Origin of the sequence: Chitinophaga pinensis DSM 2588, assembly GCF_000024005.1 — a bacterium.
GTDB classification, from domain to species: Bacteria; Bacteroidota; Bacteroidia; order Chitinophagales; family Chitinophagaceae; genus Chitinophaga; species Chitinophaga pinensis.
The window spans coordinates 519,117-533,510 of the sequence record NC_013132.1 but is presented as its reverse complement, the minus strand read 5'-3'; the positions used below and the strand labels follow the sequence as shown (position 1 = coordinate 533,510).

Sequence of the window (14,394 nt, the reverse complement as noted above, 5' to 3'; positions counted from 1 at the left end):
CTCCTCTTGTTTTAATACACAGACGGATCATTACTACAGATCCACTTTATTTAATTTCTTCGGCACTTTTACTTCCAGTGTTTTTGATTGCCCGTTTCTCTTCACTTTCGCAGAGAAAGATCCTTTCTCTTTGTTGGCCCGGTAAGCATTTGCCACATCACGTGTGGAGCTGATTTCACTGCCTGCAATATCAGTAACGATATCATTGGCTTTGAAACCGGCTTTTTCAGCAGCGGAACCAGGAGCTACGCTTAACACTACTGCACCTTTACCATCTTCCGTATCCTGTACGGAAAGACCCAGTTTTACTTCATTGTTTTCATGGAAATTACGGAAATCACGGTTGAAACCCGGACCAGGAAAACCCTGCCCAGGCCCGCCATCTCCGAAGTTAAAGCTGCCACGGGGTATACGACGGAAGTTTCTGTCATTGCGAGGGAAAAGCTCCAGGGTACCTTCGCCTTTTCTTTCATCCAGGGTAACGGTCGCTGTATTTTCTTTTTTATCACGTAAGTAAGTGATAGTTACTTTATCACCAGGATCATGGGCGCCGATCTTCTCAAACAGGTCTTTTGGTTCGTCGACTTTATCAGCGTCTACTTTAGTGATTATATCGCCAGCCAGTAAACCGGCTTTCTCCGCAGGTGTACCTTTTGCCACTTCTTTTACAGTTACACCAACCGCTTCTTTCTTTTCGGTAAATACGCCCAGTACGGCTTTGCCCGGTTTGATAGCCATTGCGTCATCGCCAGCCTCGTCATCTTCATTAAACAGCTGAATGCCGCCTCCACCCGGAGGCATGGCAAAATTGAAAGTATTGCCATCTACAGGACGGATGCGACGTCTGTATACAGAAATGTCACCGTCTTTATAAGCGTCCATTTTATCACCGTCAACTAAAACATTACCATCCTTTATTTCGATGGTCACTTTCCCATCCTTATTGGTGTTTCGTTTAATAACGATCTCGTCATACTCTCCCAGTTTATCGCTGCTTTTATCCTGCGCGATAGTAGCAGAGCTGAAAGCAAAGCAGGTAATGCTTGCCAGTGTAAGGGTCTGCAATAGCTTGCTCATAATATGTTCCTTTTTATTGTAAATGTGTATTAACGGAGACAAATTTAGGGGGGCGATATATAAACAAAAAGTTAAAATAGACAAACAGGGGTGTAATGATATGCATGGGCCTGGAATTAACATTACTTTTGGAAAACCCATACCTCCCCATGAAAGGAAAAGTTTGGCCTGCAAAGAATTCATATGAGGTAGATAAAATATATCAGGTTAAGCTGAAACCACTGGACATCCCTGAATTTAAGCCATTAACCCGTTCTTCAGATAAGAAGAGTCATTAATAATACCGCCTCATACCGGAGCTACAATATGATCGACAGGGCAATCTGATTTACGCAAAAAAAAGACGACCAATTCGAATATAACGTATACAGATCAGGTCTGGCCGCTTGAGGAGAAACTTAATCAGATAACAATTCCTGAAATGAAAGTGCCATTGGAGGATCAACTCCGCAAGCTTCGTCTTTTGTAATTAAAAGCGAAGAGAATGGAATAAATCTGGTATAAGCTAAAAAGGGTCTGTTCACCGGATAGTGAACAGACCCTTTTATATATTAAAAAGCTGATTACAGCATTGCTTTCACCTGTGTGATCACCTGATCCAGCTGACCAGCTTCCTGTCCGCCGGCAGTTGCGAAAGACTTCTGTCCGCCGCCGCCACCTTTGATGATAGGTGCGATCTTTTCCTTAATGATCTTCGGTGCTTCCAGTCCTTTTTCCGCAACCAGGTTATCAGAGATCATCAGTGCGACATTCGCTTTACCGCCGATATTTGCAGCCAGTATGAATACGTGGTTATCGATCTGTGTTTTCAGCGTGAAGCACAGTTGCTTCAGCGCTTCTGCATTGTTTACATCCACGATCTTACCCAGGAAGTTGATACCGTGTACGTTTTCAACTTCTGCCTGCAGACCGGCGGACAGCTGACGAACTTTCTCCAGTTCCAGCGCTTCCACACGTTTTTCCAGGGCAGCTTTATCGTTGATCAGGTTATCTACAACAGCTACGATATCTTTTGGATTCTTTAGTGCTGTTTTGATGTCTTTCAGTTGTTGCAGTTGTGCATTAACAAATGCCAGTGCATTGCGGCCGGTAACGGCTTCAATACGACGAACGCCTGCTGCTACTGCACCCTCTGAGGTGAATTTAAAGATACCAAGTTCGCCGGTAGAACCAACGTGTGTACCACCACACAGCTCGACAGAATAACCAGGATCCATTACCACCACACGTACCACATCGCCATATTTCTCACCAAAGAGTGCCATTGCACCCAGTTTCAGGGCTTCTTCCTTTGGCAGTTCTTTGATCACTACAGGGATGTTAGCGCGGATCTTTTCATTCACGATCTCTTCAATCTGTGCCAGTTCCTCGTCGCTTACTTTCGCAAAGTGAGAGAAGTCAAAACGCAGGTATTCAGGATTCACCAGGGAACCTTTCTGTGCTACGTGTGTACCCAATACCTGACGCAGTGCTGCGTGCAGGAGGTGTGTAGCAGAGTGGTTCATGGTAGTACTGAGCCTGTTGTTTTTATTGATCACTGCTTTAGCAGTAGTTGTGATATTAGCCGGCAGTTTATCGACAAAATGAACGATCAGGTTATTTTCCTTTTTGGTATCGGTTACCTGAATAGTTTCCGCACCAAAGGTCAGGATACCGGTATCTCCTACCTGTCCACCGCTTTCCGCGTAGAAAGGCGTCTGTGACAATACCAGCTGGTACTGTTCCTTACCTTTTGCCTTGATCTTACGGTATTTCGCTACGGAAGTTTCCGTTTCAGACAGCTCGTATCCTACAAATACTGATTCTGCATTTTCGTTCAGTACGGTCCAGTCGCCCATATCCAGTTCAGTTGCTGCACGGGATCGGTCTTTCTGTTCTTTCATGGCAGCGTCAAAACCCTCTTTATCCGCGCTGAAACCATTTTCTGATGCGATAAGGCTGGTCAGATCGTATGGGAAACCGTAGGTGTCATATAATTCGAAGGCAGTTTTGCCGTCCACAGATTTCTCTTTCGCAGCGCCCATAAAATCTTCAATTCTGCGGATACCGCTATCCAGGGTACGGAGGAAGTTGTTTTCTTCTTCGAATACCACTTTCTGTACGAAATCAACCTGTTGCAGCAGTTCCGGAAATACGTTGGCAAACTGTTGTGCCAGTACCGGTACCAGGTCTTGCAGCAGTGGTTTCTTCCAATTCAGGAAGGAGAAATAATACCTTACTGCACGACGCAGGATACGACGGATGACATAACCCGCGCCTGTGTTAGATGGCAGCTGGCCGTCGGCAATAGCGAAGGAGATCGCACGGATATGGTCGGCAATTACGCGGAAAGCCACATCGGGTTTGCTGTCAGTACAGCCATATTTAAGTCCGGTCAGTTTTTCCGTGTGTCCGATTGTGCCGGAGAATACATCTGTATCGTAGTTGGAGGTTTTACCCTGGATCACCCTTACCAGACGCTCGAAGCCCATACCGGTATCCACGTGTTTAGCGGGGAGTGATTCCAGGCTACGGTCTTTCAGGCGGTTGAACTGCATGAATACGTTGTTCCAGATTTCGATTACCTGCGGATCGTCTGCATTTACGAGGGTTTTACCGTCTACCAGCGCTCTTTCGCTGTCAGGACGGCAGTCTACGTGAATTTCAGAGCAAGGGCCACAAGGACCGGTATCACCCATTTCCCAGAAGTTATCCTTTTTGTTGCCCATGAGGATGCGGTCTTCCGGAACATGTTTTTTCCAGAATTCGAATGCTTCCTGGTCTTTTTCCAGGTTTTCCTTCGCATCTCCTTCAAAAACAGTCACATAAAGACGGTCTTTAGGTAGCTTATATACTTCTGTAAGTAGTTCCCAGCTCCAGTCGATCGCTTCTTTTTTGAAGTAATCACCGAAGCTCCAGTTACCTAACATTTCGAACATGGTATGGTGGTAGGTGTCGATACCTACTTCCTCCAGGTCATTGTGTTTACCGCTTACGCGCAGACATTTCTGGGTATCCGCCACCCTTTTCCAGGCCGGCGCCCTATTGCCCAGAAAGTAGTCCTTAAACTGGTTCATACCCGCGTTGGTAAACAACAGGGTAGGGTCGTTTTTTACTACAATAGGAGCAGAAGGCATGATATGGTGGCCTTTGGACGCAAAAAAGTCCAGGAATTGCTGACGAATCTCGGGAGCTGTCATAAGTATTTGAAATAATTGGTATGTATATTAATTTTGTGTCACCTAAATGGCTTTAATTTGTATTTTAAGCCAACTAGCGGTATTTAGAAAATTGACATTCAAAAGATTGCCCTTTTAGTCTAATTCCCTTAGGTTTGCACACCTTGCCGTATTTCCGGAAAGGAGTGCAAAAATATTGAAAAAGTCTATATCCCCTCTCATCCATATCTGTATAACCCTGTTAAAAGTAATCCAAAGGACTTCCATTGGGAATGTAGGTTCTGCTTAAATGCTTAAGGCCGGTACATGAAGAAGGTTAAATACTTTTATAATACACAAACGCTCAAATATGAAAAACTCGTAGTGTCCCTGCGGGTGAAACTGTTGAGGATACTGGGATTTGTTTCTGCTGCCATTGTAACGGGATTCATCTTCCTGTCCGTATCCTACCGTGTACTGGATTCTCCAAAAGAGAAACGGTTACGCCGTGAGCTGGAGGTAATGAATGAAAAGTATGAGGCCATGGAAGACCGTATGAACGAGGTGAAATCCCAGCTGGGAGAACTGGAACATCGTGATAACGAGATCTACCGGGTTATTTTTGAGGCATCTCCTATCCCGGATAGTACTCGTGCCGGCAGTGCAGAGAAAGAAGAAGAGCTGATCCAGTTACAGTCTTTCTCCAGCAGCGAGATTATCGCCAGCACAGGCGCTTTGCTCCAGGAACTGTTACACCGTATCTCCATCCAGGCTAAATCTTACGAAAAGATCGATGACCTGGTGAAAAATAAACAGAAAATGCTGGCCTCTATCCCTGCTATTCAGCCGGTGGCCAACAAAGACCTGAAACGTATTGCTTCCGGGTTCGGTTATCGTATTGACCCTATTTACAAAACAGTAAAGTATCACTCCGGACTTGACTTCGCCGCTCCGGCAGGTACGCCTATCTATGCGACGGGCGACGGGGTGGTAGAAGACGCCAGCCTCAGCGACGTGGGTTATGGTAACCACGTTACAATCAATCACGGCTATGGTTATAAGACACTGTACGGGCACATGCTGAAAATGAAAGTGAGTACAGGTATGACCGTAAAACGTGGTGATGTGGTAGGCTGGGTAGGTAGTACAGGTAAATCGACAGGACCGCACTGCCACTACGAGGTAGTGAAAAATGGAGAGAAAGTTGACCCGGTATACTTCTTCTTTAATGATCTGTCTCCCGAAGAGTTTGACCGTATGCTGAAGATTGCCCGATCAGGCAACCAGTCATTCGACTAACTTGTTAATGCTGAACTCTCAAAGGGGAGAATTTTGTAATTTGGTACCATGATGCAACAACTGGACCTTTTTTCTTCACCAGATCCAAAGCCGCAAGTGCAAGTGCCAGAACAGGTACAGGAACCCGTCGTTGTCATAAAGCCGGCCCCCGCGCCGCCACCACCACCAAGGCCGCAGCCGGAGGTGGAAATTCCCGTGAAGATACAGGTACAGATGCCATCAGACAATTTGCCACCCGTGCCATTTATTGGTAAAGGGACGTCTGTTACGGCAACACAACCTCCACAGAAAAAACGTGGCAGGAAATCATTAAAAGAAGTGGCAGATGACCCGGACCTGATGAGAGCATTAGATGCAATCCCCCTGGATAAGCAATATTACTCAATCAGTGAAGTGGCCACGATGTTTCGCGTAAATACCTCATTGATCCGCTACTGGGAGAATGAGTTTGATATATTACAGCCTAAAAAGAACCGAAAAGGCGACCGTTTATTCCGCCAGGAAGACATTCAGCACCTGAAACTTATCTATCATTTACTAAGAGAACGGAAATATACTATCGAAGGTGCTAAACAAAAATTGAAAGAAGACCGTAAACTGGCAGCCCGCAGTTTCGAAATGGTACAAGCTTTGCTAAAGGTAAGAGGTTTTCTGACCGAACTGAAGGAACAATTATAAAAATACATTATGCGATTGAAATCATTATTACTGGTTGGCAGTCTGTTACTGTCAACATTGACATTTGCACAAACCACAGCAAGCAGAGCATCCAACGGTAAAAAGGTATTAAAAGGTAAAATAGACATGCAGACCCTGATGAATGACAGCGCATTTGCCTGGTTTTATACCGGTGTAAATGGTTATCAGCCAAATGATAACATGCTGAACTATATCAAGGACAATCGCGGTAAATTCAATATAGTGGCGGTTGTAGGCACCTGGGAAGACCAGAGCCGCCAGCTGTTGCCTCAGTTATATAAAATCATGATCTTGGGTGGTAGTCCTGATGAACAGGTGCAGACCTATGGCGCTGATGAAAAAATGCAGACCAGTGCACCACAGGACTATAAAGTAAAGAAACTCCCTACTTTTATCGTGCTGCGTGAGGGTAAAGAGATCGGCCGCCTGAATGGAGAAGTAGGAGAATCCCTGGAAAGCGATATCGCAAGAATACTGCTGAAAGCTAACAGAAAAGATAAAGACTGATTATACAGTTATCAATAGTAAATCCCCGGTTAGACTATACTTATCTTTCATTGATCTGTCGTTGAAAAACGAAGCATTAACGAAAGATAAGTATAGTCTAACCGGGGATTCTTCTATTATATAAAGGTTGTTTATTTCTCGTGTATCTCTACTTTCGTGCTGCTCAGCTTCACATTTCTTCTCTCCATAATACTGATGATCGCCAGGTTGATCTCATTACGCAGTCCGTTATATGGTACGCCTTCAATCACCTGTGTCAGATAGATCAGCTGAATAACATAAGTATCTTTCGTAAACTCATTCAGGTTGAGTACGAACCCCTCCTGTACCCGCTCATTTGAAATCAATAATTGTCTGATATCGTTTAATACCTGCAGGATGTTGTCAGCGGGTGTATCTCCTGCTATTTCAAGGCGCATAACGGCACGCTGGTGGGTGCGCAGTGAAAGGTTATCCAGTACACTGTCCACCATTTTCTTGTTAGGAACCGTTACAAAGGTCTTTTCCAGTGTACGGATACGCGTACTGCGCAAGCCGATCTTTTCTACGTTACCCTGGAAGGAATCCACTTTTACTGCATCTCCCACCCGGAAAGGCTTATCAAAGAAGATGATGAAGGAACAAATCAGGTTTTCAATGCTTTCTTTCGCAGCGAGTGCAAGGGCCGCCGCACCGATACCAAGACCGGCGATGATCTTGTTCACCAGTACCGCTCCGAATAAGATACGGATAAAGGCAATGGCGCCAAAGATGAATACGATCGCTTTGAAGAAGTCCCGGAAAAATACGATGAACTGATTGTCAGTGATATCATGCGAAAGATCGGCGCTTTTGCTGATCATGAGTGATACGAAGTCAATCACACGCAGGATGATCCATATGATAGAGATGGTCAGTGCCAGTTCCATGAGTGTATGCAGCACCATCTTCACGGTAAAACCATTGTAGACGGTTACATTCAGTTCCGGCGGGAAGTTCAGGTGATCTATCGTCAGCATGAAGGTGATCAGCAGGAGGAAATACTCCAGTGGCACCAGCAGCAGATGGGAAAATTCATGTTGCCCGATCTCCGGCGCCCAACGTCTTACCTCACGGTATAACAGGGTTGCTACTCCCCTGGAGAGGTAGCGTTTGATCATGGAAACAAACAGCAATATAATTGCCAGTATAAAATAATTCTGGATAGGGTTGCCAAGTATTACCTGGTCTAAGAGACTGTTCATAGTTTACGTTTGCATTCTTCTAATGCCGCGAAATTATAGAATCCTGCGGCTTTCCTGTTCATCTATTAGTATTACGCCCGGCTGCCGGCCTTTCTCAAAGCTGCCATATTTCCCGTCAATCCCCAGTGCCATTGCTCCGTTCAGGGTTGCCCATTGCAATATTTCCTCCAGTGCAATATTTGAGTAATACTTACGGATGGTCTGGATTTCCTGCCAGATGGATAGCTCATGATTGGACGCCAGACTATCTGTACCAAGGGTGATCGTACAACCCTGACTACGCAGGAGGGGGACATCGGGCATCCGTTTTTCAATATACAGATTGGCCTGCGGACAGAGACACCAGTATGCATTCGGCGCCTGTTCCCTGGTAAAGGCGATATCTTTTTCGGTGGTATATGTATTATGTACCAGGATGACCGGCAGGTGTTTAAACCAGGGGAGCCATGCCGGTAAACTATTCGTGCCACTGGCTCTGAATGCGGAAGCATCCATATTAAAGTGCTGGTAGAAGTCGAGGAAAGCGCCCGACTTATCCTGGTAAAGGGTGTTTTCGGCCTCACATTCCTGGTTATGAATGCTGACAGGGGTATTATCCGGCGTAGCCGAAAGCAAAGAAAACAAGGCCTCGCTCACCGAATAAGGTGCGTGTGGAACGATGGAAGAAGAATGCCCCGGGCCATTGATCTCCTTAAACTGCTCCAGTATGCCCAGGCTGTAGTCATAGCGTTGTTGGGCAAAACCGGGTACAAAACCCATACTTTCTACAAAGGAGTGATAATATACAGGGCTGTCTTTCTTCAGTGCCAGGGAGGCGGTACTATTACAGATATCGCCTACGGCAGAGACGCCACTTTTCCACATGGCGGTGGCTGCCTTTTCCATGGCCAATACCTGGGCGGAGGTATCCTGCTGCCCTCTTTTCTCCATTACACTGGTCAGAAAGGCGGGTAAACCGGTTCCTTCCGGGATGATTCCCCCCATATGGGACAATTCCAGGTGACAGTGCGTATTCACAAAACCCGGGCTCAGGATGCCGTTGAGTTCCCTGACACCCTCCCCTGCTTCGCTCTCGTGTACGATGTCTTGCACGATTCCACCGTCTGTCAATACCAGTACCATACTCCCGGGCAATAACTGCCGCCCGTTAAATAATGCCGTTCCCTTAAATTTCAGCTGTTCAGACATGTAGTAATTATATTAATTTTGCGGCCAGTCAGAGGAAATGGCAACCGTAAGGTCACCCGTACCCTCTCCAACAAAGATAATTATGATAGATAAACTTTATGCGATTAAAGGCCGTTTTGAGCAGGTATCGCTGGCATTAACGAATCCTGAAATTGTTAGTGACAATAAGCAGTTCAGCAAGCTGAGTAAGGAATACCGTCAGCTGGAAAAGATCGTAAAGGTATACGATGCCTATATGAAGACGCTGGACAATATCGCCTTTAATAAAGAAGTCCTTGAGAGCGGAGATGAGGAAATGAGGGAGCTTGCCAAGGAGGAAACAGAAGCGCTGCAGCTGTTGAAAGACGAGCAGGAGGCTGATATCCGCAACCTGTTGATCCCGAAAGATCCGCAGGATGAGAAAAACGCGATGCTGGAGATCCGTGGTGGCACCGGTGGCGACGAGGCGAGCCTTTTTGCCGGCGACCTGCTGCGTATGTACCTGCGTTATTGCGAAACCAAAGGCTGGAGTACATCCATTATGAATGAGACGCCTGGCGCCGCTGGGGGATATAAAGAGGTTGTCGTGGAAGTAACCGGCGACGATGTATATGGTACCCTGAAGTTTGAGTCAGGCGTACACCGTGTACAGCGCGTACCGGCGACTGAAACTCAGGGGCGTGTACACACCTCTGCTGCAACAGTAGCTATCCTGCCGGAAGCGGAAGAGGTAGACGTCGAGATCAGAGACGCAGATATTAAAATGGATACCTTCCGTTCATCCGGTGCGGGTGGTCAGCACGTAAACAAGACTGAGTCTGCCGTACGTCTGACGCACATCCCATCCGGCGTAGTGGTAGAGTGTCAGGAAGGACGTAGTCAGCACTCCAACAGGGATATCGCGATGAAGATGCTGCGTAGCCGTATTTATGAGGCGGCAGTGCGTAAGCATGAAGAGGCGATTGCTTCACAGCGAAAGAGCCTTGTATCTACCGGTGACCGTTCTGCCAAGATCAGAACTTACAACTATCCACAGGGGCGTGTAACTGATCATCGTATAGGTATGACTATGTACAATCTGGATGCATTTATGAACGGAGATATCCAGGAAATGGTACAGGCATTACAGTTCGCAGAGAACGCGGAGAAAATGAAGATGGGCAGTTAATAAGTAGTGGCGGAGCAGATATATATCTTATTTCATAATAAATATATGTCTTACATTTGCGCCGCTCGTAATATCTAGTTCACTGGTATGCTGCCTGTTTCAAAATCTGGCAGCATATTTGTCTAAGGTATTTCGCTTGACTATTAAAAGCAAATTATAAGAACGTTTAAACTAATTAAGATGAAAAGGATAAATCCTATTGTAGCTATTCTCTTGTCTGCGATCACCTTATTCGCTTGTAACACAGTGAAACAAATGGATAACACTCAAAAAGGCGCTGCTATCGGTGTGGCTGGTGGTGCTGCAACTGGTGCAATTATCGGTAAAGCTGCTGGTAATACTGCATTAGGTGCGATCATTGGTGCTGCCGTAGGTGGTGGTGCTGGTGTGCTGATCGGTAAAAAAATGGATAAACAGGCGCAGGAAATCAAAACTGAAGTTCCAAATGCAACTGTTGAGCGTGTAGGTGAAGGTATTAATGTAACCTTTGCTTCAGGGGTACTGTTTGGTTTTGATAAATCAGACCTGACCGGACAAGCACAGCAGAACATTAAAGACCTGGCTACTATTCTGAACAAATATCCTGATACTTACGTTCGTGTAGAAGGTCATACTGATACTACAGGTACAGATTCTTATAACATGGGTCTTTCTGAAAGACGTGCAAATGCTGTAGCTACTTACCTGAAATCTCAGGGTGTTGCTGCCAGCCGTGTACAGACTTTCTGGTATGGTGCAAGACAGCCGGTTGTTCCTAACAACTCTGATGCTAACAAAGCTAAAAACCGTCGTGTTGAATTCTCCATCTTCGCGAATGAGAAGATGAAATCTGACGCACAGAAAGAATCAGGTAAATAATTAGTATTCCACTGATCAACTGATACAACTGGTGCCTCCGTTATTACGGGGGCACTTTTTTTTGTGGCTATTGGCACGATTTTCCCGTCGGTATTGATGTATATGGCCGCGAATAATAAAACCATTTTTACAGCGCTGGCAGCCAATCTGCTGATTGCTGTCATCAAGTTTATTTCCGGTGCGGCAACCAGTAGTTCCGCCATGATATCAGAAGGGGTGCATTCCCTGGTGGATACGACCAATCAGTTATTATTACTGTTTGGCATCAGGCGTAGTAAACGCTCTCCTGATGAAAGACGGCCTTTTGGTTATGGCAAGGAGATCTATTTCTGGTCGTTTATTGTATCTATACTCATCTTTGGTATAGGAGGCTGTATTTCCTTTTATCAGGGTGTGATTCATATTCAGCACCCTCCTCCCCTTGAAGATCCTACCTGGAATTATATCGTACTGGCGTTTTCATTTGTATTTGAAGGAACTTCCCTGGTTGTTGCTATCAGGGCATTTGATAAGGTACGGGGTAATTTATCCTGGTGGACGGCGATCCACCGTAGTAAAGACCCGGCAAGTTTTATTGTGTTGTTTGAAGATGGCGCTGCGGTGATCGGACTTTCAGTTGTTGCGTTAATGGTATATCTGGGGCATCATTACAACAATCCGTTCCTGGATGGAGTTGCTTCCTTGATTGTGGGCATCATTCTCAGTATTGTGTCGGTACTGCTGGCGAGAGAAAGTCGTAGTCTGCTGATGGGAGAAGGTATTGCGCCTGCTACGCAGCAGCACATAAAGGGGCTGGTAGAGAGTGATCCGGCAATAGTGAAGGTACAACATATCTTTTCTACCTATCAATCGCCGGAGGACGTTATGTTATTACTGATGGTGACTTTCAGAGACGACCTGGGAACGGAAGATATCAACGAAGCCATCATACGTATCAGGAAAGAAATTATGGCGGCTTATCCGCCTATACACTTCATTATCGTACAGCCGGAGCCACAGCAGCAGGCTACTTGAGCCACCATTTCCTTACCAGGTTAAAAGCAATGATACCTGTGACGGCGCCTACTATGTCAGCAGCGACATCGCTCATATCAAAGCTGCGGTGAACAGCGAAATATTTCTGAATATATTCAATTGCGAGGCCATAAAATGCCGCTGAAATGGCGATAATCGTCAGCGTGAATTTCGATATGATTCTCTTTTGCAGGTATACGCCAAGACACAGGAAGAATACAGTTCCTCCAAATAATCCGATGTGTACTATCTTGTCCAGATGAATCTTCTCAAAGAAGGGATTGGACGGCAGATCGTCTCCCGGAAGCGTACACAGATACAGTACCAGTAATATCCAGACTGTTGCTGGCAGGTAATATCGGAAAAGTCTCATTGCTGGCACCATGACAAAATTTAGTCCGTAAAGTTATAAGGTTATAAAGTTGTTACCAACCTTATAACCTTAAACTTTGCGGGGTTATACCCTTTTTAACCTTTTATTAAAATATCGTGTGGAGTGCGAATGAATTATTCAGCAACCAGAGACGCATAAGCTTCTGCAGTAAGCAGACCATCTACGTCAGCCGGGTTCTTAACAGTCATTTTTACCATCCAGCCATCTCCGTATGGTTCCTGGTTAACCAGTTCAGGAGAACCTTCCAGTTCTTCATTAACTTCATTGATGGTACCTGCAACCGGCAGGAACAGGTCAGAAACGGTTTTCACAGCTTCTACTGTACCGAAAACTTCTTCGGCTTCAAGGGCTTTACCTACGGTAGGAATGTCTACAAATACGATATCGCCTAATTCGCGTTGTGCGAATTCAGTGATTCCGATAGTTGCTGTATTACCTTCAAGTAATACCCATTCATGGTCTTTTGTGTAACGCAGCTCTGATGGAAAATTCATGGCAAGTTTGATTTTAAGCGGTAAAATTAATGAAATTCCGATTGAATATTTAGCCTAGAAGAAAAGGAACTTGTGTATCAGCCTTATCTTCATGGGAACATCTGTTGCCGGACGATTATTCGCGTCCGTTTTGAGGGTAGCGATCTTATCGATCACATCCAGTCCTTTCACTACCTGTCCGAAAACAGTGTAGCTCTGGTCCAGTTGTGGCGTACCGCCATATTGCTTATAGTATTCCCTTTGATCGACAGGTATCTTTCGGCCGCCAAGGCGGTTTTTTTCGAGATTGTCAAGTTGTTCGTCTGTCCATTTCTTTCCCTGTACAATGTAAAACTGACAACCGGAACTGGCTTTAGCCGGATTGTCGTCACGCGCAGCTGCCAGTGCGCCTTTCGCATGAAACAGGTCCAGCTGGAACTCGGCCGGAACGGTATAACCCACGTCACCGTTACCCAATTGCGCACCAGCTTGTGCATGTTTGGATTCAGGGTCTCCACCTTGTATCATGAAGGTATTGATGACCCGGTGAAAAAGGGTACTATCGTAAAAGTGAGCCTTTACCAGTTTGATGAAGTTGTCTCTATGCAATGGGGTCTGATCATACAGTTTGATGATCATGGTGCCATAGGGTGTAATCACTTTTACTTTCCGGTTTTTTGCCATGGCTGTGCCGACTGAGAATAACAAGAATAGTAGTAGTAAATGTTTTTTCATGCAGGTGTTTTATGGATTTTTTTGATGAACCGCCTGGTTGAGAGAATGCGGGTCCATGAAAAAGTTATCTTGTCCGGGTTGCAAAACTCCTTTCGCTCATAAAAACGTTTTATGTTGTGATTATGTTCCCAAATGCCGGGCCGTATTATGAAGATCGGCGGAAAAAGGGCGTGCGTATGGGGGGATAAGTTGCAATGGCCGTCTTTTAAGGGAGGAGCGCCGTTTAGCGCCCCTCAAGATCGTCAAAGTATGCAATAATATGCTCCTGTAAAAATCTTTCCTGTTCAAGCATATTCATTTTAGGAACTGGTTGTACCTCCTTGAAATGCGGCCAGCCATCCTTATCGCGGCCTTCTACTTCAAAATAGCCGCTCTGGCTCAACAGGGTACAGGTGGCCACATGCATGAGGTCCTGTTTCTGTTCCTTGGTGAATTTCTTTTTTATGTGGTTCAGCTCCTGGATACCTATTAAAAAGAGGATAGCCTCCATATTGGGTTTTTTACCAAAACGTTCTGTAAGCATATCCTCCACCCGTTTCCATTGCTGCGCGAAATCTTCCTGCATCTTTCTAAATATTTAATTATGAGCTCCGTATGGAGAAGTTATAGCTGCAAATGTACGTTATAAAAAAAGATGATATAA

At 45.5% G+C, this 14,394-nt stretch carries 15 protein-coding genes; 7 read left to right on the top strand and 8 right to left on the bottom strand.

Annotation, left to right across the window (positions count from 1 at the left end; translation table 11 throughout):
- Positions 1-33: 33 nt before the first annotated feature.
- On the bottom strand, positions 34-1,077 hold the full coding sequence (locus tag CPIN_RS02195) for a PDZ domain-containing protein (protein WP_012788122.1): 1,044 nt from the start codon (positions 1,075-1,077) through the stop codon (positions 34-36).
- Positions 1,078-1,226: 149 nt separating this feature from the next.
- Between CPIN_RS02195 and CPIN_RS39435 the strand changes: the two genes are divergently transcribed.
- Positions 1,227-1,355 (top strand): hypothetical protein, encoded by a 129-nt coding sequence (locus tag CPIN_RS39435; RefSeq protein ID WP_272867911.1) that lies wholly within the window; start codon positions 1,227-1,229, stop codon positions 1,353-1,355.
- Positions 1,356-1,640: 285 nt separating this feature from the next.
- Here the strand turns inward: CPIN_RS39435 and alaS are convergent, their stop codons facing one another.
- Positions 1,641-4,256 carry an alanine--tRNA ligase gene (gene alaS, locus CPIN_RS02190; RefSeq protein WP_012788120.1) on the bottom strand — a complete coding sequence of 872 codons (2,616 nt, stop codon included), beginning with the start codon at positions 4,254-4,256 and terminating at the stop codon, positions 1,641-1,643.
- 285 nt (positions 4,257-4,541) lie between these two features.
- On the opposite strand from alaS, the gene CPIN_RS02185 reads away from it, so the two are divergent.
- From CPIN_RS02185 to CPIN_RS02175, 3 genes are read left to right on the top strand one after another with little or no spacing between them, the layout of a single operon-like run.
- Positions 4,542-5,513 carry a M23 family metallopeptidase gene (locus CPIN_RS02185; RefSeq protein ID WP_012788119.1) on the top strand — a complete coding sequence of 324 codons (972 nt, stop codon included), beginning with the start codon at positions 4,542-4,544 and terminating at the stop codon, positions 5,511-5,513.
- A gap of 48 nt (positions 5,514-5,561) precedes the next feature.
- Entirely contained in the window at positions 5,562-6,191 is a 630-nt protein-coding gene (locus CPIN_RS39280) for a MerR family transcriptional regulator (protein WP_245552071.1), read from the top strand.
- Positions 6,192-6,200: 9 nt separating this feature from the next.
- Entirely contained in the window at positions 6,201-6,719 is a 519-nt protein-coding gene (locus tag CPIN_RS02175) for a thioredoxin family protein (protein WP_012788117.1), read from the top strand.
- A 131-nt stretch (positions 6,720-6,850) separates the two neighbouring features.
- Here CPIN_RS02175 and CPIN_RS02170 read toward each other — a convergent pair whose 3' ends face one another.
- Positions 6,851-7,942, bottom strand: coding sequence for a mechanosensitive ion channel family protein (locus CPIN_RS02170; protein WP_012788116.1), 1,092 nt, complete (start codon positions 7,940-7,942; stop codon positions 6,851-6,853).
- Positions 7,943-7,975: 33 nt separating this feature from the next.
- Positions 7,976-9,130 carry an amidohydrolase family protein gene (locus CPIN_RS02165; protein WP_012788115.1) on the bottom strand — a complete coding sequence of 385 codons (1,155 nt, stop codon included), beginning with the start codon at positions 9,128-9,130 and terminating at the stop codon, positions 7,976-7,978.
- Positions 9,131-9,212: 82 nt separating this feature from the next.
- Here CPIN_RS02165 and prfA point away from each other — a divergent pair, with 82 nt between their 5' ends.
- From prfA to CPIN_RS02150, 3 genes are all read left to right on the top strand, one after another.
- Positions 9,213-10,277 (top strand): peptide chain release factor 1, encoded by a 1,065-nt coding sequence (gene prfA / locus CPIN_RS02160; RefSeq protein ID WP_012788114.1) that lies wholly within the window; start codon positions 9,213-9,215, stop codon positions 10,275-10,277.
- 180 nt (positions 10,278-10,457) lie between these two features.
- Positions 10,458-11,135, top strand: coding sequence for a YiaD family glycine zipper/OmpA-like lipoprotein (locus tag CPIN_RS02155; RefSeq protein WP_012788113.1), 678 nt, complete (start codon positions 10,458-10,460; stop codon positions 11,133-11,135).
- A gap of 102 nt (positions 11,136-11,237) precedes the next feature.
- Positions 11,238-12,149 (top strand): cation diffusion facilitator family transporter, encoded by a 912-nt coding sequence (locus CPIN_RS02150; protein ID WP_044220704.1) that lies wholly within the window; start codon positions 11,238-11,240, stop codon positions 12,147-12,149.
- On the opposite strand, the gene CPIN_RS02145 is transcribed toward CPIN_RS02150, so the two are convergent.
- The 4 genes from CPIN_RS02145 to CPIN_RS02130 all read right to left on the bottom strand — a co-directional run bounded on the left by CPIN_RS02145 (position 12,142) and on the right by CPIN_RS02130 (position 14,316).
- Positions 12,142-12,522, bottom strand: coding sequence for a VanZ family protein (locus CPIN_RS02145; protein ID WP_044217662.1), 381 nt, complete (start codon positions 12,520-12,522; stop codon positions 12,142-12,144). The two genes, CPIN_RS02150 and CPIN_RS02145, sit on opposite strands and share 8 nt — an antisense overlap.
- Positions 12,523-12,656: 134 nt before the next feature.
- Positions 12,657-13,037: a glycine cleavage system protein GcvH gene (gene gcvH / locus CPIN_RS02140; protein ID WP_012788110.1), complete on the bottom strand. Its 381-nt coding sequence runs from the start codon at positions 13,035-13,037 to the stop codon at positions 12,657-12,659.
- Positions 13,038-13,091: 54 nt separating this feature from the next.
- Positions 13,092-13,751, bottom strand: coding sequence for a peptidylprolyl isomerase (locus CPIN_RS02135; protein ID WP_012788109.1), 660 nt, complete (start codon positions 13,749-13,751; stop codon positions 13,092-13,094).
- 223 nt (positions 13,752-13,974) lie between these two features.
- Complete coding sequence (locus CPIN_RS02130) at positions 13,975-14,316, bottom strand: hypothetical protein (RefSeq protein ID WP_012788108.1); 342 nt, start codon at positions 14,314-14,316, stop codon at positions 13,975-13,977.
- Positions 14,317-14,394 lie beyond the last annotated feature (78 nt).